20 protein-coding genes and 3 pseudogenes are annotated in these 23,999 nt (G+C 57.9%); 9 read left to right on the top strand and 14 right to left on the bottom strand.

Features of this window, described 5'->3' with window-relative positions:
- Nucleotides 1–22 precede the first annotated feature (22 nt).
- The 4 genes and pseudogenes from FQ182_RS23040 to FQ182_RS23025 all read right to left on the bottom strand — a co-directional run bounded on the left by FQ182_RS23040 (nucleotide 23) and on the right by FQ182_RS23025 (nucleotide 6,816).
- A complete protein-coding gene (locus tag FQ182_RS23040) occupies nucleotides 23–283 on the bottom strand; it encodes a PAAR domain-containing protein (protein ID WP_149413826.1) in 261 nt (86 codons plus the stop codon).
- Nucleotides 284–356: 73 nt separating this feature from the next.
- Nucleotides 357–1,955, bottom strand: a complete 1,599-nt coding sequence (locus tag FQ182_RS23035) for a DUF2875 family protein (RefSeq protein WP_306108732.1) — start codon at nucleotides 1,953–1,955, stop codon at nucleotides 357–359.
- On the bottom strand, nucleotides 1,955–4,099 hold the full coding sequence (locus FQ182_RS23030) for a DUF3274 domain-containing protein (protein WP_149413824.1): 2,145 nt from the start codon (nucleotides 4,097–4,099) through the stop codon (nucleotides 1,955–1,957). Before FQ182_RS23030 ends, FQ182_RS23035 begins: the two co-directional genes overlap by 1 nt.
- Nucleotides 4,100–4,317: 218 nt before the next feature.
- Nucleotides 4,318–6,816 (bottom strand): annotated as a pseudogene (locus FQ182_RS23025) (type VI secretion system Vgr family protein).
- 603 nt (nucleotides 6,817–7,419) lie between these two features.
- Here FQ182_RS23025 and FQ182_RS23020 point away from each other — a divergent pair.
- The 3 genes from FQ182_RS23020 to FQ182_RS23010 all read left to right on the top strand — a co-directional run bounded on the left by FQ182_RS23020 (nucleotide 7,420) and on the right by FQ182_RS23010 (nucleotide 10,744).
- A complete protein-coding gene (locus FQ182_RS23020; protein WP_133099475.1) occupies nucleotides 7,420–7,725 on the top strand; it encodes a PepSY domain-containing protein in 306 nt (101 codons plus the stop codon).
- Nucleotides 7,726–7,897: 172 nt separating this feature from the next.
- A complete protein-coding gene (locus FQ182_RS23015; protein ID WP_149413823.1) occupies nucleotides 7,898–8,920 on the top strand; it encodes a transporter in 1,023 nt (340 codons plus the stop codon).
- Nucleotides 8,921–9,127: 207 nt separating this feature from the next.
- Entirely contained in the window at nucleotides 9,128–10,744 is a 1,617-nt protein-coding gene (locus tag FQ182_RS23010; protein ID WP_149413822.1) for an inorganic phosphate transporter, read from the top strand.
- A gap of 122 nt (nucleotides 10,745–10,866) precedes the next feature.
- On the opposite strand, the gene FQ182_RS23005 is transcribed toward FQ182_RS23010, so the two are convergent.
- Nucleotides 10,867–11,304: a multidrug/biocide efflux PACE transporter gene (locus FQ182_RS23005; RefSeq protein WP_149413821.1), complete on the bottom strand. Its 438-nt coding sequence runs from the start codon at nucleotides 11,302–11,304 to the stop codon at nucleotides 10,867–10,869.
- An 89-nt stretch (nucleotides 11,305–11,393) separates the two neighbouring features.
- Here FQ182_RS23005 and FQ182_RS23000 point away from each other — a divergent pair, with 89 nt between their 5' ends.
- Entirely contained in the window at nucleotides 11,394–12,248 is an 855-nt protein-coding gene (locus FQ182_RS23000) for a LysR family transcriptional regulator (RefSeq protein WP_149413820.1), read from the top strand.
- A 47-nt stretch (nucleotides 12,249–12,295) separates the two neighbouring features.
- On the opposite strand, the gene FQ182_RS22995 is transcribed toward FQ182_RS23000, so the two are convergent.
- From FQ182_RS22995 to FQ182_RS22985, 3 genes are read right to left on the bottom strand one after another with little or no spacing between them, the layout of a single operon-like run.
- Nucleotides 12,296–13,537: an RNA polymerase sigma factor gene (locus tag FQ182_RS22995; protein WP_149413819.1), complete on the bottom strand. Its 1,242-nt coding sequence runs from the start codon at nucleotides 13,535–13,537 to the stop codon at nucleotides 12,296–12,298.
- Nucleotides 13,534–14,028, bottom strand: a complete 495-nt coding sequence (locus tag FQ182_RS22990) for an SRPBCC family protein (protein WP_149413818.1) — start codon at nucleotides 14,026–14,028, stop codon at nucleotides 13,534–13,536. Before FQ182_RS22990 ends, FQ182_RS22995 begins: the two co-directional genes overlap by 4 nt.
- A gap of 33 nt (nucleotides 14,029–14,061) precedes the next feature.
- Nucleotides 14,062–14,406 (bottom strand): YciI family protein, encoded by a 345-nt coding sequence (locus FQ182_RS22985; protein ID WP_149413817.1) that lies wholly within the window; start codon nucleotides 14,404–14,406, stop codon nucleotides 14,062–14,064.
- Nucleotides 14,407–14,685: 279 nt separating this feature from the next.
- Here FQ182_RS22985 and FQ182_RS22980 point away from each other — a divergent pair, with 279 nt between their 5' ends.
- Nucleotides 14,686–15,180 (top strand): N-acetyltransferase, encoded by a 495-nt coding sequence (locus FQ182_RS22980; protein WP_149413816.1) that lies wholly within the window; start codon nucleotides 14,686–14,688, stop codon nucleotides 15,178–15,180.
- A gap of 8 nt (nucleotides 15,181–15,188) precedes the next feature.
- On the opposite strand, the gene aac(6') is transcribed toward FQ182_RS22980, so the two are convergent.
- Together aac(6') and FQ182_RS22970 are read right to left on the bottom strand one after the other, a co-directional pair.
- Nucleotides 15,189–15,650: an aminoglycoside 6'-N-acetyltransferase gene (aac(6'), locus tag FQ182_RS22975; RefSeq protein ID WP_149413815.1), complete on the bottom strand. Its 462-nt coding sequence runs from the start codon at nucleotides 15,648–15,650 to the stop codon at nucleotides 15,189–15,191.
- Nucleotides 15,651–15,707: 57 nt separating this feature from the next.
- The gene (locus FQ182_RS22970) at nucleotides 15,708–16,190 is read right to left on the bottom strand and encodes a GyrI-like domain-containing protein (RefSeq protein WP_149413814.1); all 483 of its coding nucleotides are present in this window, start codon (nucleotides 16,188–16,190) and stop codon (nucleotides 15,708–15,710) included.
- A gap of 196 nt (nucleotides 16,191–16,386) precedes the next feature.
- Between FQ182_RS22970 and alaC the strand changes: the two genes are divergently transcribed.
- Complete coding sequence (gene alaC, locus FQ182_RS22965; RefSeq protein ID WP_149413813.1) at nucleotides 16,387–17,604, top strand: alanine transaminase; 1,218 nt, start codon at nucleotides 16,387–16,389, stop codon at nucleotides 17,602–17,604.
- 52 nt (nucleotides 17,605–17,656) lie between these two features.
- Here alaC and FQ182_RS22960 read toward each other — a convergent pair whose 3' ends face one another.
- Complete coding sequence (locus tag FQ182_RS22960; protein WP_149413812.1) at nucleotides 17,657–19,009, bottom strand: GntP family permease; 1,353 nt, start codon at nucleotides 19,007–19,009, stop codon at nucleotides 17,657–17,659.
- 85 nt (nucleotides 19,010–19,094) lie between these two features.
- The gene (locus FQ182_RS22955) at nucleotides 19,095–19,628 is read right to left on the bottom strand and encodes a gluconokinase (RefSeq protein ID WP_149413811.1); all 534 of its coding nucleotides are present in this window, start codon (nucleotides 19,626–19,628) and stop codon (nucleotides 19,095–19,097) included.
- A 211-nt stretch (nucleotides 19,629–19,839) separates the two neighbouring features.
- Here FQ182_RS22955 and FQ182_RS22950 point away from each other — a divergent pair, with 211 nt between their 5' ends.
- From FQ182_RS22950 to FQ182_RS22940, 3 genes are all read left to right on the top strand, one after another.
- Nucleotides 19,840–20,871 (top strand): LacI family DNA-binding transcriptional regulator, encoded by a 1,032-nt coding sequence (locus FQ182_RS22950; RefSeq protein WP_178114509.1) that lies wholly within the window; start codon nucleotides 19,840–19,842, stop codon nucleotides 20,869–20,871.
- 131 nt (nucleotides 20,872–21,002) lie between these two features.
- The gene (locus FQ182_RS22945; RefSeq protein WP_149413809.1) at nucleotides 21,003–21,635 is read left to right on the top strand and encodes a glutathione S-transferase family protein; all 633 of its coding nucleotides are present in this window, start codon (nucleotides 21,003–21,005) and stop codon (nucleotides 21,633–21,635) included.
- Nucleotides 21,636–21,834: 199 nt separating this feature from the next.
- On the top strand, nucleotides 21,835–22,335 hold the full coding sequence (locus FQ182_RS22940) for a hypothetical protein (RefSeq protein ID WP_149413808.1): 501 nt from the start codon (nucleotides 21,835–21,837) through the stop codon (nucleotides 22,333–22,335).
- Nucleotides 22,336–22,459: 124 nt separating this feature from the next.
- On the opposite strand, the pseudogene FQ182_RS31035 reads toward FQ182_RS22940, so the two are convergent.
- Nucleotides 22,460–22,879, bottom strand: a pseudogene (locus tag FQ182_RS31035) (methyl-accepting chemotaxis protein); the annotation flags it as partial.
- 123 nt (nucleotides 22,880–23,002) lie between these two features.
- Nucleotides 23,003–23,779: pseudogene (locus FQ182_RS31030) on the bottom strand (PAS domain-containing protein); the annotation flags it as partial.
- Between the last annotated feature and the right edge of the window lie 220 nt (nucleotides 23,780–23,999).

Here is a 23,999-nt window from a genome sequence, read left to right as displayed (position 1 = left end):
TATTTATTTTCTTCGGCAACATTTAACTTTCAGCCTCTCCTCTGGGACTGCTAGCGATCAGACTGGCACCACAGGCGGTTTTCATTCCGTGCAGCGCCACGGGAATACCGCCAACATCCAGCAAGGTGCTGCCCTGCGAAATCGGAAACACGCCTTTGCATAAAGGGCATACAACCTTATGCCCTACACCCGCCATGGGCTTGCCGTTCAAGTCGGTTTGAGGAAATGCTTCAATCACTGTTCCACCGTGGGTGGTGGAGTCGCCAAGCCGAATGATGTCCATGGCTGTGTCAGTCCTGTGTGTTCCAAAAGGTCGGACGCGTGCCGCCCGGGTGATGTCGGGTTTGGGCCGAGGTTTACAGATCATCCATCCAGTCGACCTTGGGTTTCAGGCTGGCGACGAACTCTTCGATGGCGTAATCGCCGTTTTCGAATTTCGCCAACGAAGGTGCTGGCCGCGGGCTTGTAGTTTCGGGCGCGGGGGGCACTTCATTGCTACTGGCGGTTTGCGGCATCAGGCTAACGCCGAACTTATTACCTACAGGTTTCTTGCCTGGTGTGGGTGAGGTGATAGTGATGATCGTGGCCTGGTCCTGGCGGCGTAGAGGGATGACTACGCTGGTATCGGCGTTCTGGTAACTGGCCATGGTAGCCAGGGCAATGCCAACGAAGGGTGACGCGGCGCCGGTATCGCCCAGGCGCTGGGTCAGATCATAGCTTTCGCGGGAGTCGAGCAGGTCGAGTGAGCTGTGGGCTGCGGCGAGAGCCGGGACCAATTCGGCCAGTGGCGTGCTATTCAAGCCTGCGTCGTAGAACACGCGTGCCGGTGTGGGGGCAATTCCGTCAGTGGCTTTTTTCCAGCCGCTGGCCAGTTGTGCGCTCAGGGCGTCACGTTTTAGACGCTCGCCATTGTCTGGACGTTGCAGGGATACGGTGACGGGCCGATGCATCTTGGCCAGCACCGGTAGCGCATCCCATTGCTCAAACGCTCGTTGCGTCCAGGGCTGCGGGATGAACTCGGATGGCTGGAACTCCACGGGTGGTTTGCGCCAACCCCAGCCGGTAAATTTGGGGTCGATTTTGTTGTCGTTGACCTTGGCGTACTGTGCGTAATAACGCAGCCATTCGACACGTTCGGGGCGGGCGACGACTAGAGCGACCATGGTGTCGGTGAGTTTGTCGGGTTGGCGTGGGCCGGCGACAGCACCGAGTGACTTAAGAGAAGTATCTCTACTCGATAAAGCGCCTGCCATATTGATGCCTTCGACGTTGTAAATCAGGACGGCAGGCAGGTCTGGGTTGTGCTCGAACAGTTGGAAGATGTTTTCAATGAGGCCTTCGGGTGTGTCGTTACAAACAACACCATCTTTTACATTACTTATGCGATGCCAGTGAAGACCAGCATCAGTACGAAAGCTATTGACCATACTCGTCAACATTTCGCGTGTTTGTTCAGGCGCGAAACGCAAGTTCGGTGTATTGGCGTTCCAGTCACGGACCACGGTAATAGTGGGGATCGGCCACTTTTCTATGAAGTCTCGCAACCCTAATTCTAATGCGTCAGCTTTTCGCTTGGAATAAGCCATATTTTTGTCATCGGCGGTGATCGGATACTTCTTCGTATCCACGGGCAGGATGCTGCCCACATGTAGGGTCTCCAGTTGCTTAGCATTTTGTTCGTGCAGCGCTTGCCAAATTTGTCCCTGACGAAATACATCTAGGCTAACACCAATACTGAGCACGTCCAAAGTTTCCAGGTGAGGTGAAGAGGACGGTGCACGAAAACGAGTGTCAGCGGACATAATAGAGGCCTTTGGGGTCGAGGTGTAAGCAGTCACCGAAGTGGCTGGAGTGGCAAAGCAACGGGCGGATGCCAGAGAGGACTCTGCCGCCAGAACTAAGTGGCTGTTTAGCAGCAAGCCGGTAATAGACAAGTAAGGGAGTATGCAGCGCATTAGGCTTCCCCCCCGAAGCGCACGGGTTTACCGAGTTTCTGGCCTTCCAACGTCTGTGTTGCGACTAACAAGGGCATGGTGCTCTTTACGGTATCTGGCAGCGTCCCGGTTTGACGGTACCTCACTGTGGAGTCGATCAAAATCCTATGTTCATCTTGAAGGTAGAGCTGCTGAACCTCTTCCTCTGGGCGTTCGAAGTCATCTTCATTTTGACCGATTATGTCGCCGTCGGTCCTTTTCCAATCCAACCGCCAATCTGCCACCCGGCACAAATACGCATAAAAAGTCGTATCATCCACACTCTCCCCAGCGCCAATAGCCAAGTCATACGCCAATACTCGCCGGCTATGTTCCGGGTTGTTCGGAATGGCTGAGTGAAAGGACAACGGTTCCCGATACTCTTCCTGCAAACGCAGCCGTGCCTCATATGGGGTCTCCGAACGCGTGATTAACACTTGACCATCACCTTTGGCACGGGCAGCGAAAACGGAAGTGGAGTGCGCCTTGTCTTTACCTTCATTGAGAGCTCTTTCTACGCTGAGCGGGTCGCGTCCATATTTAAATGCATCGGGTTCACTCATCAGTTCGCTTCTTGCGTGTCGAGTGTCTTCGGCCGTCCAGCCTTTGTTGCTCACCGCTATCGCCGCGTCTACAGGGTCAAGCGTATCGGTGGACTGGTAGATCCCGCTTTTGGAATCATCTCCAGGGGCTGTCACCGTTCCATCCGCCGAAAAGTCGGTGTAGACAGGCACCGGCAGCAATGGCGCGGTGAGCATGACCTGACTTCCAGGCTCAAGCTCGCCACGCACAAAGGAAAGCCTCTGTTTAAAAGGCAGCCCCGTGTCATCCCAAGTACCTTCGCCCTTAATTCGCAGGGGATACACATAGGGCGGTGTGTGCAGGCCGATCAGCTCCTTTTCGCCGCCACGTTTTCGCAAGGTAAAAACGCGTTGGTGAAAGCGATTAGGCAACAGCGTACGTGCCGGTTTGCCATGCACCTCGTCACCCACCCCTTGCCAACCAATACCCTTTACGTTAGCCAGCCCCACGGTCTGGTCATGGGGCGTGAAATACAGGTAGGTACAACCGCGGTTGTCCCGCTCATTGAACGGGACTTTTTCTCCATCGATGTTGGCTGCGCTTCCTGCACTACCCATCCAGTCCGGACCGCCAATGGCCCCATAGCCCTGGCAGTTTTTAAGGGCAATCTTCGATAGCGCCGGGGACTGATTAGGAGCACCTGCAATGAACTGCAAGATGCCATTGAGGGTCGCCATACGCGCCTCGGCGGTTTGTTGGCTGCGGCCCGTCTGAAACTTTTCGGTAACGGGTTCAAACAGGCTATAGGGGGAGTTGATCATCACCACGCCGTCCGCAGGACGCACGCCCTCATCTTTGAGGAACGCATGTGCAACCAGATTGATCAGCGTCCCCTGGCTATGACCCACCACATTGACGGTGTCGTTGGGGTAACGCTTGCGGATGATCTTGATCAACATCGCCAAGCGCATAGCGGCCAGTATCATGTAGCGGCGCCCTGCGGCGGTGTACAACGGGTGGGTCAAATCGCCGCCAAGTGCATCCAGGGAAATGAAACCAAACAACTTGCCGTTAAACCCCTTACCCCACATATCCGGCAAGTTGGTGGTGGCATTGGCGAACTGGCCACCTTCCTTGGTACCTGCCTTGTCCAGACGGTTGTTATTACGGTCCAACCATTCACCGTGAGGTTCATTCTTTTTGATGAATTCCTCTTCTTCGCGAAAGCCCCAATAGAATGGGACGACGACGCTGCGATTCGTACCACCGTTGCTGGAAGCACCGAACTTACGTCGGTAATACATGGCATCGGGATTGGTCGCTTTGCCGTTGTCATCTTTAGGCTCGCTGTATCCGGCCGACGTCAGGTACCCGGGGTTGCTCGCGCCATTGGGCAGTGTCGGCGACAGGTCCAGGCGCTCATTGAGGCCTTTACACAAGCCGCGTTCGATACGCTCATAGCAACCGGCCAGATCATTGACACCATGCACGACAATGGTTACGCAGGGTTTTGGCGGCGGCGGGATCAGGTGTACGTCACCGCCACCCGGCATGGTGATCGATTGCGCAGAGCAGATTTTTTTCGTCTGGACAGCGTCATTCATCGTGCATCTGCTCCATGTGGTATTACTCCGTTTTCATCAACTGCCTGGATCATGTTCGACCTAAAACCAAACTTACGGCCGTTGATCGCCCCGTTGAGGTGGCCTCTGAAATTAACGTGCTGCGCCGATCGCTTTTACATTCTTCTTAGTAGCGAATCGACATCCGATTTACTCGCCGACGGATTTGATGAGCTTGTTCAAGGCCGCGTTTACGATGCTCACGGTGTCTTGTGAATAGCCACATTGACGATGTTCATCGCATCTTTTTGCAACAACTGCGTGGCGCCCTGTGCATCGGTAGTACCTGTGAGGATGTCCCCATTGCCCATGGTTATTTCGTACGGCATGTTGGGCATCGCTGAGTGCCCATCGATCTGCTTGAGCATGAAGCGTCGCTGGGTGTCACCAACCTTGAACTTCGGCAGCTCTGCCGCAAGACTGGCACCACCCAGCATGCTGTGTTTGGCTGCCTTGACCGTGAAGTTGCCCGGCATGCCCAGCTCAATATTGCCGCCCTTGAGGGTGAGGTAAGCACCGCCGCACATCAGAGTGATGTGCTCACTGGCTGAGATCAGCACGTGCTTGTTTGTCGCGCTGACTTCCACACTCTGATCCGCCTCCAGGCGGATATTGTTCTTCTGGGCCTGCAGCAGCATCAACCCTTGGTGGGTGATCTGGCGCATCTCGCCGCTGTGGGCAAATAACCCCAGATCCGTACCCGCATTGACTACGAACTTCTGTCCGGAGGTCAGATGCTGGTTCTCTTGGGCCACGCTGTCGATATGCTCGCCGGCCGCCAGCGTAAGACTGTTGGGAGACGTCACCGCCACACCCGCTTCGCCACTCAGGGCGATGGCGGGTTTGCCGCCGTTGCCTTTGTCAGGTTCATTGTTTGCACCGTAGCCCAGATCACGCACTGCCTCGCTGAGGTTTTTCTGATGGGTGGTGTCATGGCCAACGCCTTGGTTATCGGCAGCATAGTCACCCAAGCCCTTCGCCAGTTGCAGCGCGGCTTCCAGCACCTGCACCACCGTGCCACGGTCGAGATGTCCCCCTCCAGCATTGAGTTGTGCCTCTGTACTCAGTAGCAACCCTTTAGCAGCTCTCAACGCACCCTGTTCGTCTGTGCGTAGCTCAAAACCTTCGCCACGGGGCTCACCGCCACTCGGGCGAGGATGAGTCAGGTAGCCCAGGTGCAAGGCCGTGCTGCCGTGATCACTCATCAAGGCAGCACTGATCTGCTTGGTGGTGTCGTCAATGCGCAATTCGTTGGCCCGACCGCCCTTGTACTCTTTGCTTTTGATGGTGCTGAGCGTTTTGAAACTGGGCAGTTGGTAAGGAGGCATGTTGGTCGCACGATAAGTGCGGCCAGTGATAATTGGCTGGTCACAATCTCCGTCGAGGTAATCAACAATGACCTCCTGACCAATACGCGGGATTGCCATGGGGCCCCAGTCAGCACCGGCCCAGTTCTGCGACACCCGAATCCAGCAGGAACTGAAGTCATTGTTTTTGCCTTCTCGGTCCCATGGAAATTGAACCTTTACCCGGCCAAATTCATCGGTGTAGATCTCTTCTCCTTCGGGCCCCACCACACTGGCAATCTGCGGTCCGTCCATACGAGGTTTAGGCAGAGGGGCAGGACGCCATTCCATTTGCTCAGGAATGATCTCGGCAGTGAAGTCGTAACTTACGCCCATTTCGGAGTCGGCAGACTCTTCTTGTTGGCTGGTGTGCTGCACGCCTTTATGTGTGATTCGTACCGTTCGCCACCAGCGGTTGAAGTCTGCCCTAGGATGACCCGTGAGTTGAAAAGACAGACCCGGAATCAGCCGCGGGTCGTCACCTTCCACGATGGCAACTTGAGCATCACGACGGTGGCCGCGCAGGCGATTTTGCGTAAAGGGTTTGCCAACCGTACTAACCTTATAGCGGCCCGGATAATCGTAGCGCTCATAGTGCGGGGCTTGGCGCTCCAGATCTTCGCCGACGGTATGCTGTTGCTGGTCGAAAGTGGGACGTTTGAAGGTGTAATCACGCTGGGTTTACTCGACCGTTCTCACGTTCTCCGTATAACTGAACGCATAAAGCACCGGCTGCATAGCATCTGCGGCAGGCTGCGTGGTGTACAGCACCGGTCCACCCTGGATGCGCTCTTGAACATAGAGCTTGTCGCTCTGGATCAACGTATGGGTGGTTGCGTCATGTTTGAAGAAATAGAACAGACCTTCTTCGGTGGACAGCCGATCAAACAGGTAGAGATCAGTGTCCCCTGCTTGAGCGCAATATTCGCGGGGCAAGTGCTCGGTATTTATGCGTTGTTCGTAATCGAGTACGCCGTGCTCGGACAGCACCGATTTGAGTATGTCGGGCACGTTTTTCTGTTGGAAGATGCGCCAGTCGGAACTCAGCGAAAGGCGGGCCAAATGCGGTTCAACCAAGACACGGTAACGTGTACGCCGGAACCCTGTCTTGCCTTGGGTGAAGCTTGAGATCATCCCATGAACATGGCGAACAGCTGTGGCGCCTTGCCAGATTGTGAGCAGTGCTGGTTGATCGAGTACTTGGCTAAAATCGATATTGGCGTTGAAACTGGCCAGCTCTAGCGACAGCCGATATGGCTCGGAAATAGCTTCCTCCAACCGAAACTCAACGACCTCAAACTCTGTCCGACCGGACGGCACAGAAAAGGTGAACCTCAAATCCCTTTGACGCATATGACCGTTCCCTATTCCAAATAACGAGCGTTGAGCAAGGAGGAAAAAACCTTCGTATAAGGCGCTGATTCTTGAGCTGAAGAGATAAGCAAAACCCGATACTCAAACCACAGCCTGAGCACCGCACGCTAGCAAGACGGCAAAGGGATTGATGTAAGAAGAGTCCTAAAGTTCGCGCGAATTTTCGTTTTTTCAGAGCCCTATGATTCGTTCAACTAAACTTATGACTCCCCACCAAGTTCACGCCATGCTGCTCTTAAGTAGCGAACATCCAGGACCTGTCCTGTACATCAACCCGTTAAAACCGTAGAGCCGCTGCACACTGTGATGCACCGCGTGCAAACGCCGCGGGCAACGATCCCGTTGCGGCGCTGTCTACCAACCACAGCGCCCATCCGATAAACACCGCGCAGAATAAAGGCGCGCACACCCTGGCCATCAACTGTTTCATCTGTGTCTCCCATGATTGAGACAGCAGCATGAAATCGCGCTGCGGTAGCCGCTTGAACAAACGACGCAATCGACCGGCCAAATTAAGGATAAGTTAAGTTGCGCTGGTTAACCTGATCCCACTTAAACAGCTCACCCAGAAGGATCCACACCATGAAAAAGCTGACTGCTCTGTTCGCCGCTACCGCCCTGACCCTGACCGCAGGTCTTGCCCAGGCCGATGTCCGTCCTGATCAGATTCCAGGCCTGCTCAAGTCCGGCGCCGTCATGGATTTCGAGAAGCTCAACGCCGCAGCCCTGGCTAAACACCCTGGTGCGACCATTGTCGACACCGAACTGGAAGATAAAGCCGGCCGCCTGATCTATCAGACCGAACTGCGTGACACCAGCAACGTGAAATGGGACGTGGACCTGGACGCCAAAACCGGCGAAGTCCTGACCAACAAACAAGACACCTGAGTTAAACCCTGAAAACGCCGCGCCACCCTCGGGTCGCGCGGCGTTTTTTATGGGCGTTAATCCTACCTGTCACCCAATTCTAAAACCGTCACAAAACCGTCAAATCGACTTGCCATGATGCGCTCAAGCGAACCTGTGAAATCTCCTTCAGGCGCTTCCTCTGTGAGCCTCCATGAACCACAGCATCGACCACGGCCATCAGGATTCAGATCTATTTGGCCTGCTTTACGGTTTCCGTTTCAGGCCGGGTGAAAAAGCCGAGCAGATTGATTCGGCTGCTGCTCTGAAAGCCTTGCAGCAGCCCGCTGATCCCGACGAATTTCTTTGGCTGCACCTGAACCTGGCCCACGCGGCGTGCGAACGCTGGATGCAGGCGCATCTGGAATTGCCGGAAGAGTTTTTCGAGACCTTGCACGAAGGCTCGCGCTCCACTCGCATTGAGCATGTGGACTCGGCCTTACTGGCGGTGGTCAACGATGTGGTGTTCAACTTCAGCAGCATGATGTCTTCGGACATCTCCACCCTGTGGGTCTGCGCCCGTAGCCGATTGCTGATCAGCGCTCGCCTGCAACCGCTGCACTCGGTGGACAAGCTGCGCTCCTCGGTCAAGGCCGGCGAACGCTTTCGCTCGCCCCTGGAATTGCTCGTGCATTTACTGCGGGACCAGGGCGAAGTGCTGACGCAGATCGTGCGCAAGACCAGTATCAGTGTCGACCAGATCGAGGATCAGTTGCTGTCCTCACGCCTGTCCACCAACCGCTCGGAACTGGGAGCCATGCGCCGAGTACTGGTGCGCCTGCAACGCCTGCTGGCGCTGGAGCCGGGTTCGTTGCTGCGCTTGCTCAACCGCCCGCCGCAATGGCTACAGAAAGAAGACGTGAAGGAGCTGCGCAAGTCCACCGAGGAATTTGCGCTGATCATCAACGACCTGATGGCCCTGGGGGAGCGGATCAAACTGTTGCAGGAAGAGATCGCCGCCAACCTCAACGAACAGAGCAACCGCACCCTGTTCACCCTGACCGTGGTCACGGTACTGGCGCTACCGATCAATATCATTGCCGGTTTTTTTGGCATGAACGTCGGTGGCGTACCGCTTTCCCAGGACCCCGAGGGCTTCTGGGTTCTGGTGGCGCTGGTGGCAACGTTTACCTTGATTGCCGGGCGCTGGGCGTTTCGCAAGCGCAAGGATTATTGAGCCCCTCTTGCCTTGAGAATAAGGGTGCAATGCTCCTCGTAGCAGTCGAGCCCCAGCGAGGCTCGACAATTGCTACGGCCGGTCATGCCAGAGACTGATTTATGGACCAGCGGCACACTCAATCCTCTAAACACTGACTTACCGCAGTATCCCTGTAATATTCTGCAATGATCATGGACGGCATCCTTCCTCACTGGATGCCCCTGCATGGCCACCTCTTCCCTGACCGCTTCCACACGGGCTCACGCAGCCGATTCAAAACCCCAGTTGGACCAGAAGCCCAGCCTGTTGACGGTGATCACTTTCTTCACCGTCCTCGCCATGGGCCTGCTGTTCACCGCCTACAGCCTAATGCGCGACATGCACGAACTGGGCACGGTGGTGACTACCTGGACGCCATTCCTGCTGCTGGGTGTGGCGCTGCTGATCGCCCTGGGCTTCGAGTTCGTCAATGGTTTCCATGACACCGCCAACGCCGTGGCGACGGTGATCTACACCAACTCGTTGCCGCCACATTTTGCCGTCGTGTGGTCTGGATTCTTCAATTTTCTCGGGGTGCTGATGTCCAGTGGCGCAGTGGCGTTCGCCATCATTGCCTTGCTGCCGGTGGAGTTGATTTTGCAGGTCGGTTCATCCGCCGGCTTCGCCATGATCTTCGCCCTGCTGATCGCGGCGATCCTGTGGAACCTCGGCACCTGGTGGCTGGGCCTGCCGGCGTCTTCGTCCCATACCTTGATCGGTTCGATTATCGGCGTCGGCGTGGCCAATGCCCTGATGCACGGGCGTGACGGCACCAGCGGCGTGGATTGGAGCCAGGCATTCAAGATCGGCTATGCGTTGCTGCTGTCACCGCTGATCGGCTTCGTCTTCGCGGCACTGCTATTGCTGGCACTGCGCGCGTTTGTGAAAAACCGCTCGCTGTACAAGGCACCCAAGGGCAACACCCCGCCGCCGTGGTGGATTCGCAGCATGCTGATCGCCACCTGCACCGGCGTCTCTTTCGCCCATGGCTCCAACGACGGACAGAAAGGCATGGGCCTGATCATGCTGATCCTGGTGGGTACGTTGCCGATGGCCTACGCGCTGAACCGCACCATGCCGGCCGACCAGTCGCTGCAATTTGCCGCAGTAGCCCAAGTCACCCAGCAAGCCTTGGTGAAAAGCGCACCGCAACCGGCCCCGGCCGACCCGCGTCCGACCCTGTCGACCTACGTACGCACCAAGGAAGCAACGCCGCAATTGATCCCCGCCCTCGCCGCCCTGACCGGGCATATCGGTGAAGAAGTGAAAGGCTATGGCTCGTTGGCCAAGGTGCCCGCCGAGGCCATGGGCAACGTGCGCAATGACATGTACCTGACCAGCGAAACCATTCGCCTGATAGACAAGGGCAAGGTCGGCAATTTCGACGCCGACACCCAAGGCAAGCTGCAACTGTTCAAGCAACAGATCGACAACGCCACCCGTTTTATTCCGCTGTGGGTGAAAATTTCCGTGGCCATCGCCCTAGGGCTTGGGACTATGGTCGGTTGGAGGCGCATCGTGGTAACGGTAGGAGAGAAGATCGGCAAGACCCACATGACGTACGCCCAGGGCGCTTCGGCGGAGATGGTAGCGATGCTGACCATTGGCGCGGCGGACATGTTTGGCTTGCCGGTGTCCACCACCCACGTGCTGTCCTCGGGCGTGGCCGGGACCATGGTCGCCAATGGCGGCGGCTTGCAGATGAAGACCATCCGCAACCTGCTGATGGCCTGGGTGCTGACCTTGCCAGCCGCGATTGTGTTGTCGGGGAGTTTGTACTGGTTATTCACCCAATTGTTCTGAGTTGTGGCGAGGGGGCTTGCCCTAATTGCTCGCTGACGGCAGCAACTGGATCACCGGCCAGCGGATCGAAGCGTCGGGCGGGATGTTCCTGTAATACCAGCGGTGCAAACGTCGGAGCCGTCTTACACCGTGAGCGCCCGACGTTGCATCAGTTTCTCGCGCAGTACGTCGTACCCCCAGTGGTACACGTAGGTGTACGGCAGGAAGAACAGCAGCACGCCGATGTCGAGGATAAACGCCTGCAACAGGCTGATATTCAGCCACCAGGCAATCAGCGGGACACAGCCAATCACCAGGCCGCCTTCAAACAGCAAGGCGTGCAGCACACGGGTCCAACCGCCGTTGGCCAGTTGCAGGCGCGCCTTGAGGCGGTCGAACAGGCTGTTGAAAATGATGTTCCAGCTCAGCGCCATCAGGCTGATCGCCAGGGTCACCATGCCCATTTCCAGGGCCGGTTTATCCATGATCCATGCCAGCAGCGGCGTGCAGATCGACAAGGCCATGACCTCGAAACCGATGGCCTGGAAAACGCGTTCAGTAATTGACTTGGTAGGGTTCATGACCCAGCTCCATGAGTGACGACGGTTGCCATAATTACCCCTCAGACCGATACTTCATAACTAATAACCATCGACCAAGGCGATAGATCGTGGCCTCTCATGAAGTGTTGCAGGCGTTTGTCCAGGCGGCGACCCAAGGTTCGTTTTCAGCTGCGGCGCGCAAGCTTGGCAAGAGCCAGTCCACCGTCAGCGCGGCGGTGGCGAGCCTGGAAATTGACCTGAACGTGGTGCTGTTTGATCGCAGCAGCCGCAAACCCACCCTCACCCCGGCCGGCCATGTCTTGCTGCAACGGGCCGAACAGGTGCTGGAGGCCAGCAGCCGCCTGGAACTGGCGGCCAGTCAACTGTCCCAGGGGCTGGAGCCCAGGCTCAGTATCGCCATGTCCGATACTTACCAGTCGCAGCGCTTTGAAACCGCCATCATCGCTTTTGCAGAACGTTACCCCGACCTGGAGCTGGAATGGCTGATCGCCGAATGCGATGACCTGATCGATCTGGTGCAAAGCGGCCGGGCGCAGATTGCCTTTATCGAACAGCAGGAGGTTTATCCGCCGGACCTGACCAGTTCCCCGGTGGAAGAACGCACGGAAATCGCCTTGTTCGTTTCGCCCCAACATGTGCTGGCCAGCCTTGAGGTCGTCGATCAGCAGACCTTGCAGCAACACCGCGAGCTACGCCTGGCGAGCATCGTCAACCCTTATGACAACCGCGCCACAGGCCGGGTGTGGTCGGCGGCCAGTTACCTGATGCTGATGGAAATGGCACAGCTGGGTTTCGGCTGGGCGCCGCTGCCGCGCTGGCTGGTGGAGCGTTTCGGCAACGATAACCTGCAGGAACTCAACGTGCGCGGCTGGCCGCGTTCGGTGGCGGTGGATGCGCTGTGGTCACGCCAACGTCCGCCTGGGCCAGCCGGGAGTTGGATGTTGGGGAAGATACTGGAGTAATCCCGGATAGCGACGCGCCAGCCAGCGTGGAGCGCGCTGGCTCGTGTCTACAGGCGATCATCCATGTTCAGTTGCATCAGACGCCGCTCGATAAATCGCCGCTCCGGTGTTTGCTGGGTCAGTTCCAGAGCCCGCTCAAAGGCCACCCTTGCCTCCTCCACCCGCCCCAACTGCCGACAAAACTCCCCCCGTGCCGAATGCGCCAGGTGGTAGTCCAGCAATTTCCCACGCGCCAAAACCCCATCGACTTGCCGCAACCCCGCCAACGGCCCGTCGCGCATGGCCAGCGCCACCGCGCGGTTGAGTTCGATCACCGGCGACGGCATAGCCCTGAGCAGTACGTCGTAAAGCCCGACAATCTGCGGCCAATCGGTCACGGCGGCGCTCAAGGCTTCAGCGTGCACGGCGGCAATTGCCGCTTGCAGGCAGTAAGGCCCGAAACGCCGGGTGGTCAGCGCCTTCTCCACCAGGAGACAGCCTTCGGCAATCAAGGACGCGTCCCACAATGAACGGTCCTGTTCGTCCAGCAGCACCAACTCACCGCTTGCCGAGGTACGCGCCGGGCGCCGGGATTCGTGGAGCAACATCAGCGCCAGCAAGCCCATGACTTCCGGTTCCGGCAGCAACTCCATCAACAACCGCCCTAGGCGAATGGCTTCGCGGGTCAGGTCATCACGGGTCAAGTCCGCGCCCATGGATGCCGAATAACCTTCGTTGAACACCAGGTAAATCACCCGCAATACACTGTCCAGGCGTTCGGATAATTCGGTCAGGGACGGCACTTGATAGGGAATCCTGGCCTCACGAATCTTGCCCTTGGCCCGCACGATACGCTGGGCGATGGTGGCCGGCGAAACGAGAAAGGCTCGGGCGATTTCCTCGGTGGTGAGGTCGCAGATTTCACGCAAGGTCAGCGGCACCTGAGCATCCGCCGCCAGCGCCGGGTGGCAGCAGGTGAAGATCAGGCGCAGGCGATCGTCTTCCACGTCTTCAGCGCTCCAGTCGGCCTCTTCCAGCGCTTCGGCCTGGGCCAGCAGCAGCGTCTGGGACGCGGCTAACCGTGCCTGTCGACGCAAGCGGTCAATCGCCTTGAAGCGCCCGGTAGACACCAGCCAGGCGCGAGGATTTTCTGGTACGCCGTCCTGCTGCCAGCGCTCGACGGCGACGAAGAACGCCTCGTGCAAGGCTTCTTCGGCGAGGTCGAAATCGCCCAGCAAGCGAATCAGCGTGGCGAGGATGCGCCGCGACTCGCTGCGGTAAACCGCTTCAACCTGGGCCTGGACTGTCAATCGAGCATGCCTTCAGTGACCAATGTCACCAGCCGATCCAGGCTCTGGCCCCAGCCCTCATGAAAGCCCATGGCTTCGTGGGCCTGCTTGTCGGCCTCGGTCCAGTGCATGGCCCGGGCGGTGTAGAGGGTTTTACCGGCGACTTCTTCGAGGGTCACTTCGGCGGTCATGAACGGCTTGCCCGACGGAATCCAGCCTGGAGTGAAGGCGTCGGTGAACACCAGCCGCCGTGGCGCAACGATCTCCAGGAATACGCCCTGGGTCGGGTACTCGGTGCCATCCGGGGCCCGCATCAGGGTGCGAAACAGCCCACCGACCCACAGGTTCATTTCGCACTCGGGGGTGGTCATGCCATGGGGCCCCCACCATTGTTGCAACAACGCAGGTTCCGTCCAGGCGCGAAACACCCGGCGGCGTGGCGCGTCGATCAAGCGGCTGATGGATAATTCGAATTGGGCGGGCTGTACACCCGCCTGGGGTTGAGTGCTCATGGGTAAATCTCCTGAGTTTTATGATTATTTTGTTCAGAGATTCAATTCACGCACAGGGCGTACTTCCACGCTGCCGACCCGCGCCGCCGGAATGCCCCCGGCGAGCTGGATCGCTTCATTCAGGTCCCTGGCGTCGATAAGGTAAAAGCCCGCCAGTTGCTCCTTGGTTTCGGCAAACGGCCCGTCGGTGATCGACAACTTGCCGTTGCGCATACGCACGGTGGTGGCTGTCGTGACCGACTCCAGCGCCTCGGCGGCAATCATCCGCCCGCTACCTTGCACCGATTCGGCATAGGCCTGGCATTCGGGATCATTCGGGCTTTCAGGCAAGCTGTGAAGCAACTGCTCGTCGCTGTAGACCAGGCATAGGTACTTCATAAGATTCTCCGTTTTCGGACTATCAACTATGGCTGCAGATGAGCGGGTTGGCTGAATTCCCGACGATCAGGGTTTGAGCTCAAACAAGCCCGCACCGGTTGCCATGTCAAAGGGTGTCGGCCAGTGTTCATGGCGATGCTCCTTTTATGGAAAAAATCACGGAAGACACCCTTAGTCGAGTGGGCATTCGGCAAATCGACAAGTCGGTGAAAAATAATTGCGCTCACGGCAAACCCGCTAGAATCCGCGCTTCTTTGTAGGATTTCGGATGCCCTGCCGATGGAAACCCGCCTTGTCGCCTATGAGACGCTGAACGCTGTGCAGCAACAGCAACTGAGCGCCCTTGAAGTCCATCCCGAGCAACTACCGTATTCCGGCGACATCTACTGCGCGCTGAACACGCTGCTGGTCAACCCCAGCCCCGGTATCAAAGGCTTCGCGCTGTTGGCCGACGAGATTCCCGTCGCCTTTCTGCTGCTCAAACGCCCGCCCTGCCTGCCCCATTGGGCCGACGAACACAGCGCCACCCTGCATGCCCTGCAAGTCGACCGCAGCCAGCAAGGCCAGGGGTTTGGCAAAGCCTGCCTGCAGGCGTTGCCCGCCGCAGCGCAATTGGCGTGGCCGCAGATCAAGGCCCTGGAGTTGTCGGTGGACAATGACAATGTGGCGGCGATGGGGCTGTATTTGCAGCAGGGTTGGGTAGATAGCGGTGAGGCTTACAAAGGACGAATTGGCTATGAGCGCCGGCTGGCGTGGGTGTTTGCTCAGGAGTAAAAGCCCGACTACTCCGACTCGGGCGCCCCCAAAGGCTTCAAGAAGTAAACCACTCGTTCGGTTTCAGCGAAGCCCAGAGATTGATGCATGGCGTGGCTCCCCTGGTTATCCAGCAGCGCATCCGAGGCCAGTTCCGTGCAGCCCATTTCCCTGGCCCACTGTTCGACAGCCGCCACCAATTGCCGGGCCACCCCGTTACCACGACTGGCTGGCACTACGTACAAACCTTCGAGAAAGGCCACCGGAGAGGTACTGGTACCGTTGACGTAATCACACCGGATCGACGCCTCGGCAAAACCGAGGGCGTTGCCGCTGTCATCGTTGAAAGTCAGCACAAGATAGCGGTCTGGAGCGCTCAACAGAGTGTGCATTTCATGCTCATTGCCCGGTTCCGAATCCGAACCCGGCCACAGGGCAACGCGCAGAGCCTGCCAGCCAGTGAGGTCGAGCAAAGTACAGTGCCTGATCATCAAAGGGTCACTCGAGAGAAAACGACCAAAGAGCATAAATCATCTTTGGCCACGGTTTCAGGCCTTTGCTTCAACCGGCAACCAAATCTCCACGGTGCCAGTGCCTTTATCTGCATTGAAGTCGGCGCTATAGCGCTCAAAATCAGGCCCTACGACCTTGTATCCAGAACTTGGCAGCCATTCATATATAACCCGCTCATAGGTCTGTTTAAGTGCCTGCACCGGGCCGTAGTGGGGGAAGACCGCATAGCGGTGGGCCGGAATTTCAATCGACTGGAAGTTGCTCGGCACATCGCTCTTGGCAGGCACTTCGACCCCAGCGATGTAATCGAACTCATCGTGCCTAGAGTTGTAGCAGACGCCGTAGCTCATGCCGCCAACGCGTTTACGAATACCCTTGATGCAGCTATCGAACAACTCCCACAACCTGGGAATATCCCCCATCGTGGCCTTGCCGTAACGGCCGCCAACACCCGCGATCACCAGGGCCTTGCCCTCTTCCATGCGCGGTTCCAGTGATAGCTTTGCCTGTTGATTCATCTGAACAGTCTCCATCAATGAGTGAATAAAGCCTTACCGAGTATAGGGTCATACAGGCGTTTCACTCAAAGCACAAAATATTCATCGCGCCATCTGGACAACTGGCCATCATCGCCCGTATCGTCTGCCCGCAGGCCACCGCAGTGGCCGACGTCGCTCGGACGGTTCCGGGCGCTTACGTACTTCGAGGCAACACATGGCAGACCAAGGTTCGCCGCGCCGCTTTGCGCGCATAGATCGACTCCCCCCTTACGTATTCAATATCACTGCCGAGCTGAAGATGGCCGCCCGTCGTCGTGGCGAAGACATCATCGACTTGAGCATGGGCAACCCCGACGGCCCCACTCCACCGCATATCGTGGAAAAAATGGTGACCGTCGCCCAGCGTGAAGACACCCACGGTTACTCCACTTCCAAAGGCATACCGCGTCTGCGCCGGGCGATTTCGCGCTGGTACAAGGACCGCTATGAAGTGGACATCGACCCGGAAACCGAGGCCATCGTCACCATCGGTTCCAAGGAAGGCCTGGCGCACTTGATGCTCGCCACCCTCGACCAGGGCGACACCGTATTGGTGCCCAACCCCAGCTACCCGATTCACATCTACGGTGCCGTGATTGCCGGTGCCCAGGTACGTTCGGTGCCGCTGATTCCCGGCGTGGATTTTTTCGCCGAGCTGGAACGGGCAATTCGCGGTTCGATCCCCAAGCCGAAGATGATGATCCTGGGCTTTCCGTCCAACCCCACCGCACAGTGCGTGGAGCTGGACTTCTTTGAACGGGTGATCGCCCTCGCCAAGCAGTACGACGTGCTGGTGGTGCATGACCTGGCCTACGCCGACATCGTCTACGATGGCTGGAAAGCCCCCTCGATCATGCAGGTGCCCGGCGCCAAGGACATCGCGGTGGAGTTTTTCACCCTGTCCAAGAGTTACAACATGGCCGGCTGGCGCATTGGTTTCATGGTCGGTAACCCGGAGCTGGTCAACGCCCTGGCACGGATCAAGAGTTACCACGACTACGGCACCTTTACCCCGCTGCAAGTAGCCGCGATTGCTGCATTGGAAGGCGATCAGCAGTGTGTGAAAGACATTGCCGATCAGTACCGCCAACGCCGCAACGTACTGGTCAAGGGCCTGCATGAGTTGGGCTGGATGGTGGAAAACCCCAAGGCATCGATGTACGTCTGGGCGAAGATTCCCGAAGCTTATGCGGTGATGGGTTCGCTGGAGTTTGCCAAGAAGTTACTGCTGGAAGCGAAGGTTTGCGTATCACCGGGGATCGGCTTTGGCGAGTATGGGGATGATCATGTGCGCTTTGCGCTGATCGAGAACCAGGACCGGATTCGCCAGGCGATACGAGGGATTCGCGGGATGTTCCGGGCGGATGGGCTCGTGCAAAAAACCGGCGCCTGACACACATGTAGGAGCGAGCTTGCTCGCTCCTACAGTGGTTCGCTGATGTGGCCTACACCACCAACGACAGCAACATGATGAACCCCAACGCCACGATGGACAGAATCGTCTCCATCGCCGTCCAGGTCTTGAAGGTCTCGGCCACGGTCATGTTGAAGTACTGCTTGACCAGCCAGAACCCAGCATCGTTGACGTGAGACAGAATCAACGACCCTGCACCCGTCGCCAGCACCAGCAACTCCAGGTTCACCCCCGGCACCATCCCCACCACCGGCACCACGATGCCTGCACCAGTAATGGTCGCCACCGTCGCCGAACCGGTCGCCACGCGAATCACCGCCGCCACCAGCCACGCCAGCAGAATCGGATTGATCTGCGCTGTCACCGCCATATGGCCAATTACGTCACCCACGCCACTGGTCACCAGCATCTGCTTGAAGCCGCCGCCTGCACCGATGATCAGGATGATGGCTGCGGTCGGCGCCAGGCTGGCGTCGAGCAACTTGAGAATCTGTTTGGAACCGATGCCCTGGCGATGGCCAAAGGTGTACAGCGACAGCAGCAACGCCAGGAGCAAGGCGCTGATGGGGTGGCCGATCATGTCCATCCAGTTGCGCACGATATGGCCGTCCGGCAGGGCAATGTCGGCGAAGGTTTTCAGCAGCATCAGGAAGACGGGCAGCAACACGGTGATCAGGGTTACGCTGAAGCTCGGCAGCGTTTTGGAGTCTGATTCGCGAGCCAGTTGATCCACCAGTTCCTGGGACGGGTTGCCGGGGATGTACTTGGCAATGAACGTGCCGTAGAGCGGGCCGGCAATGATCGCCGTAGGCAGCGCGACAATCAGGCCGTAGAGAATGGTCTTGCCGATATCGGCACCAAACACGCCAATGGCCAGCAGCGGGCCCGGGTGCGGTGGCACCAGCCCGTGGACCGCCGACAGGCCGGCCAGCAGCGGGATACCGATCTTGATCAGCGACACGCCGGTGCGGCGGGCGACGATAAACACCAGCGGGATCAACAGCACAAAGCCGATCTCGAAGAACAGCGGGATGCCCACTAGGAACGCCGCAAACATCATCGCCCACTGCACCCGCTCCTTACCGAAGGCGCGGATCAGGGTCTGGGCGATCTGATCAGCACCTCCCGATTCGGCCATCATCTTGCCAAGCATCGTACCCAGCGCCAGGATAATCCCGACAAAGCCAAGCACCCCGCCGAAGCCGTCCTGAAACGCCTTGATGATCTTGTCCACAGGCATGCCCGAGGTCAGACCAAGGAAGCCTGCCGCGATGATCAGCGCAATGAACGGATGGAACTTGAACCGAGTGATCAAGACGATCAACCCGATAATGGTGACCACTGCATCAAGCAGCAGGTAGGAATCGTGGGACATGCCAAACATGGGGGGTGTCTCCTGTTTGTTGTTGTTATTAAAGCGGGTATTGAATTTCCTGCGTCAGGACAGCGCTACCTTGTCCGGCAAAAAATTATTTGATTGGTTCAAAGCCGTGTTGGCGCCACCAGGCATCGGTTTGCTCGGCCAATTGCTCGACGCTGTCTTTGCTGGCATTCAGCGCCAGGGTCAACGGCTCGCCCACCGGGGATTCGAGGGTGGCAAACTGGCTGTCGATCAGGCTCGCTGGCATGAAATGGCCGGGGCGATGGGAGACGCGGTCGGCGGCGACCTCACGAGTCAGCTCCAGGAAGACAAAACCCAGGCCCGGCGCAGCCTCGCGCAGGTGGTCGCGGTATTTCTTCTTCAGGGCAGAACAGGTCAGCACCGGATGCTCGCCAGCTTTAAGCGAACGGCGCAGCTCCTCACAGAGGATGTCGAGCCAGCCGGCACGGTCGTCGTCGTTGAGGGGGTGACCAGCGCTCATTTTTTCGATGTTGGCGGCAGGATGAAAGCTATCGCCTTCGATGGCCGTGGCGCCGTTCAACAGGCACAAAGCCTCGCTGACGCTGGACTTGCCACAGCCAGAAACACCCATGATCACCAGGGCAGTAACAGGTTGACTCATGAAACACCTCAGGACGCAGACAGCGCTACCTTTGCCAGCCGTAAGACTAATGCAAAAATAGGCTTTCCCGCGCCTTCTTGTCATTTTTATGGAGTGACGCGTGCATCCTCGCCAGGGACTCAAACAGGATCAGGCAACCCGACGCTCAAGTATTTGCAGGCTTCTGGAGACAGCGCTACCTTAGTGCCTCGATTTTTGTTTGGCAAGCCGCCTGATGACCTCCAAGAACGATAAGAATACCCGCACGACGGGACGCCCCACCCTCAACGAAGTTGCACGCCTGGCCGGTGTCAGTCCGATTACCGCCTCCAGGGCCTTGCGCGGTATCAGCACCGTGGCCACCGAACTGGTGGAAAAAGTGCAGAAGGCCGCCGCCGAGCTGAGCTACGTGGTCAACCCCGCCGCCCGCGCCCTGGCTTCGGCCCAGAGCCAGTCGGTGGTGGTGCTGGTACCGTCGTTGTCCAACCTGTTGTTCATCGAAACCCTAGAAGCCATTCATCAGGTGCTGCGGCCCAAAGGCTTTGAGGTGCTGATTGGCAACACCCATTACTCCCGTGACGAAGAAGAAAACCTGCTGCGCAACTACATGGCCTATCAGCCGCGTGGCTTGCTGCTGACCGGATTTGATCGCACCGAAAGCTCCCGCCGCATGGTCGAGTCGAGCAATGTGCCATGTGTATACATGATGGATCTGGACCCTGGCGCTGGCTTGAACTGCGTTGGCTTCTCGCAAACCAGCGCCGGCGAAACCGCTGCCAAGCACCTGATCTCGCGGGGCCGCAAGCGCTTGGCCTACATCGGCGCGCAACTGGACCAGCGCACCCTGCTGCGAGGCGAAGGCTTTCGCCGGGCATTGCAACAGGCCAGGCTGTATGACCCAGACCTGGAGCTGCTGACACCGCGTCCGTCATCCGTTGGCCTGGGCGGTGAACTGTTCCTGCAAATGCTGGCCAGCCATCCCGATGTGGATGCGATCTTTTTCGGCAACGACGACCTGGCCCAAGGCGCCCTGCTGGAAGCCCTGCGCCACTCAATCAAGGTGCCGGAACAAGTGGCAGTATTGGGTTTCAACGACCTGCCCGCGTCCTCATTCATGGTGCCGCGCCTGAGCAGTATCAGTACGCCTCGGGAGGCCATTGGCCGACGGGCAGCTGAGCATTTATTGACGCTGTTGGCGGGTAACAAAATTGCCAAGCCGGTGGTGGATATGGGGTTTGAGTTGATGGTGCGCGAGAGTACCTAAGCCGATCGCGCATGACTCAACCCCTGCGTACTGGTGGCGCAGAGCGTGGGAACGATCTTAAACAACCTCGTTGCCATCCCACGTCCCTGCTAAATTGCCTGCTGCCAATTCACCATTGTCAGGGAAGCACCATGGGACACACGCTGAAAATCTTGGGTCGCACTTCGTCCATCAACGTACGAAAAGTCCTGTGGACCTGCCAGGAACTGGACATCACCTACGAGCGTGAGGACTGGGGGATCGGTTTCTCCCCAACCCAGTCGCCCGAATTCCTGGCCCTGAACCCCAATGCCCAGGTTCCGGTGATCCTCGATGAAAACGGCGTGCTGTGGGAATCCAACACCATCTGCCGCTACCTGGTGGGCCTGCACCAACGCCATGACCTGCTGACGACCGAACCGGCTGCGCGGGCACGCGTCGAGCAGTGGATGGACTGGCAAGCCACCGAACTCAACCCCTCCTGGGGCTATGCCTTCCACGCCCTGGTGCGCAACAACCCCGACTTCCAGGACACGCAACGCATCGCCGCCGGCGTACGTGGCTGGAACGACAAGATGGGCTTGTTGGAACAACAGCTGATTCGAACCGGGGCTTACGTGGCCGGTGAAGACTTCACCCTCGCTGACATCCTGATCGGACTATCAGTGCATCGCTGGCGGATGACGCCCATGGCGCGTCCGTTCTACCCTGCTGTCAGCGCTTACTACGAAAAGCTCAGCCAACGCCCTGGCTTCAAGACCTTCGCCCTCGACGGTCACAACTAAGCACAAGGACTACACGATGAAAGGACTCAACGCCTTGTGCATCGACGCCAAGCGCCTTGCCTGTCACCGGCAATGTTTGACCGTCTACAGGACAAACGTTGCCTCAACCACCGCACCGCAGCCCGTAAACCGGGCATTTGCCCCTCGGCACGCTAATTGCTCCACCTGACGCACCGCCCACACTCACAGGTGCCCGATCATGTTGGTCAATACCCAAGCTGCTTCAGTGATTCAGCAATCCAAGCGTTCCGACATGGACCCCGCCAACGCCGCCGCCAGCGCGCTGTACAGCGGCGTCATGCAAAACGTGCAGAACGCCGTCACCGCCACACAGGTACAGGCTACGCAAAAGGCCAAGGATACCACCGCCGACAACGTCGAGGCAGCCTTTGCCAAGACCCGCGTACAACTGCAAACCACGCCAGAGACCACCGCCACGCCAAAAACCGAGGCCAGCACCCAGGCTCGGGCGGACTTCAACGAGTACATGACCAAAACCCCGGCCGAGCGTATTCGCGATCAGATCCTCAAGGAAAAGGGCCTGACCGAAGAGGATGTTAAATCCATGCCGATTGAGCAACAGACCTCGATTGCCAATGAAGTGGCCGACCGCTTGAAGGCACAAACTGCGGAACAGATCGCGGCTAAAACCGCCGACCCGCAAGTGCAGGCAGTGAAAGAGACCCTGGCGGCGATTTGATCGCAGCTGAACATGCGCTGTCTCCCGTAGAGACTCTGTCGAGCCCCAGCGAGGCTGCGTTGGGGGCAACTTGGTGCTGGGGGCTGATCTGATAGCCTCGCTTGGGCTCGACAACTGCAGGGGGTTATTGCAACTGCAACGTCGAGTTGAACTGACTGATAGCATCCACCACATGCCGTGAGCCTTCCTGAATTTCCAGAATCACTTGCCCCGCCTCATTGGCCAATTCCACGCCAAGCCCGGTGCGACTCAAGCTCGACTGCATGCTCGACACCGCGCTCAACGACAGGTCGTGGTTCTTGCGCACCACATCGACAATCTCCAGGGTCGCCTGACTGGTGCGAGCCGCCAGGCTGCGCACTTCATCGGCCACCACCGCAAAGCCTCTGCCATGCTCGCCGGCGCGAGCTGCTTCAATGGCGGCATTGAGTGCCAGCAAGTTGGTTTGATCGGCAATGCCGCGAATGGTCTGGACGATGCTGCCAATGATGTCCGACTGCTTACTCACCGCATCGATGCTCAGCGCCGCCTCGTTGAGGTCGCGGGAAATTTCTTCGATGATCTGCACCGTTTGCTGGACCACTTCCGAGCCTTTTCGGGCGCAGACGTCGTTTTGTACCGAGGTGCTGTGGGCCGACTCGGCGGCGGTGCGCAGGGTGGTGACTTGATCGGTAATATCACTGGCGAACTTCACCACTTTGTACAGCCGCCCGCTAGCATCGAAGATCGGGTTATAAGAGGCTTCCAGGAATAACGTCTGCCCGTATTTGTCCTTACGTTCAAACCGATGAGAGTGGTATTCGCCGCGATTGAGAGAGGCCCAAAACGCCTTGTATGCCGGCGAATCGGTTTCGTTGCGATGACAGAATATGCTGTGGTGCTGACCTACGATTTCGTTGAGGGAGTACTTCACCGTCTTCAGAAAATTTTCGTTGGCATTGATGATCTGGCCCTGCGGGGTGAACTCGATCACCGCCATGGAGCGACCGATGGCGTCCATCAGGCTTTGGTTCTCATGTTCGTGATGGACCCGTGCCGAGATGTCCGACGCCACCTTGATTACGCTCTGCACCTTGTTGTCGGCGCCGATCACCGGCATATAACTGGCTTCCAGCCACACTTCCTGACCGCTTTTATTCAAGCGCATAAAGGTGCCACTGATCGGTTCGCCTCGGGCGAGGTCTCGCCACAACTTGGCGTAGGCGTCGCTGCGGTAGAACGACTCTTCACAAAAAATCCGGTGATGCTTGCCACGGAGTTCTTCAGTGCTGTAGCCCATGGCCTTGCAGAAATTCTCATTGGCATCAAGCACCATGCCGTTGCAATCGAACTCGATCATCGCCATGGATCGGCTAATGGCCGCCAGCTTGGCTTTGGCCTCGGTCAGCGCGCAGGAAAAACGCTCGATTTCCAGCAGGGCGGATTTGTGTTGGCGGTTAAACATGATCGGATCACCTTCAGCGCTGTCTTTGATTGACGGTTAGTTTTTGTATTTGACCCACTACCACTTTCCACAAAACAGGCAAACGCAGTCGTCCAGAGACAGGACAAGTGTCAGGCGATCGATAAGTGATGGTTAATCGGAGAGTCCATGAGGCAACACTCTTATCAAGTCATCCTTTTCTTGATGGCCCCGTCTGGGGCCTGCTTCAACCGACACACGC

Source organism: Pseudomonas sp. ANT_H4 (assembly GCF_008369295.1).
Classification (GTDB): Bacteria; Pseudomonadota; Gammaproteobacteria; order Pseudomonadales; family Pseudomonadaceae; genus Aquipseudomonas.
The sequence above is the reverse complement of the archived record's forward strand: the minus strand, read 5'-3'. Positions and strand labels throughout refer to the sequence as shown.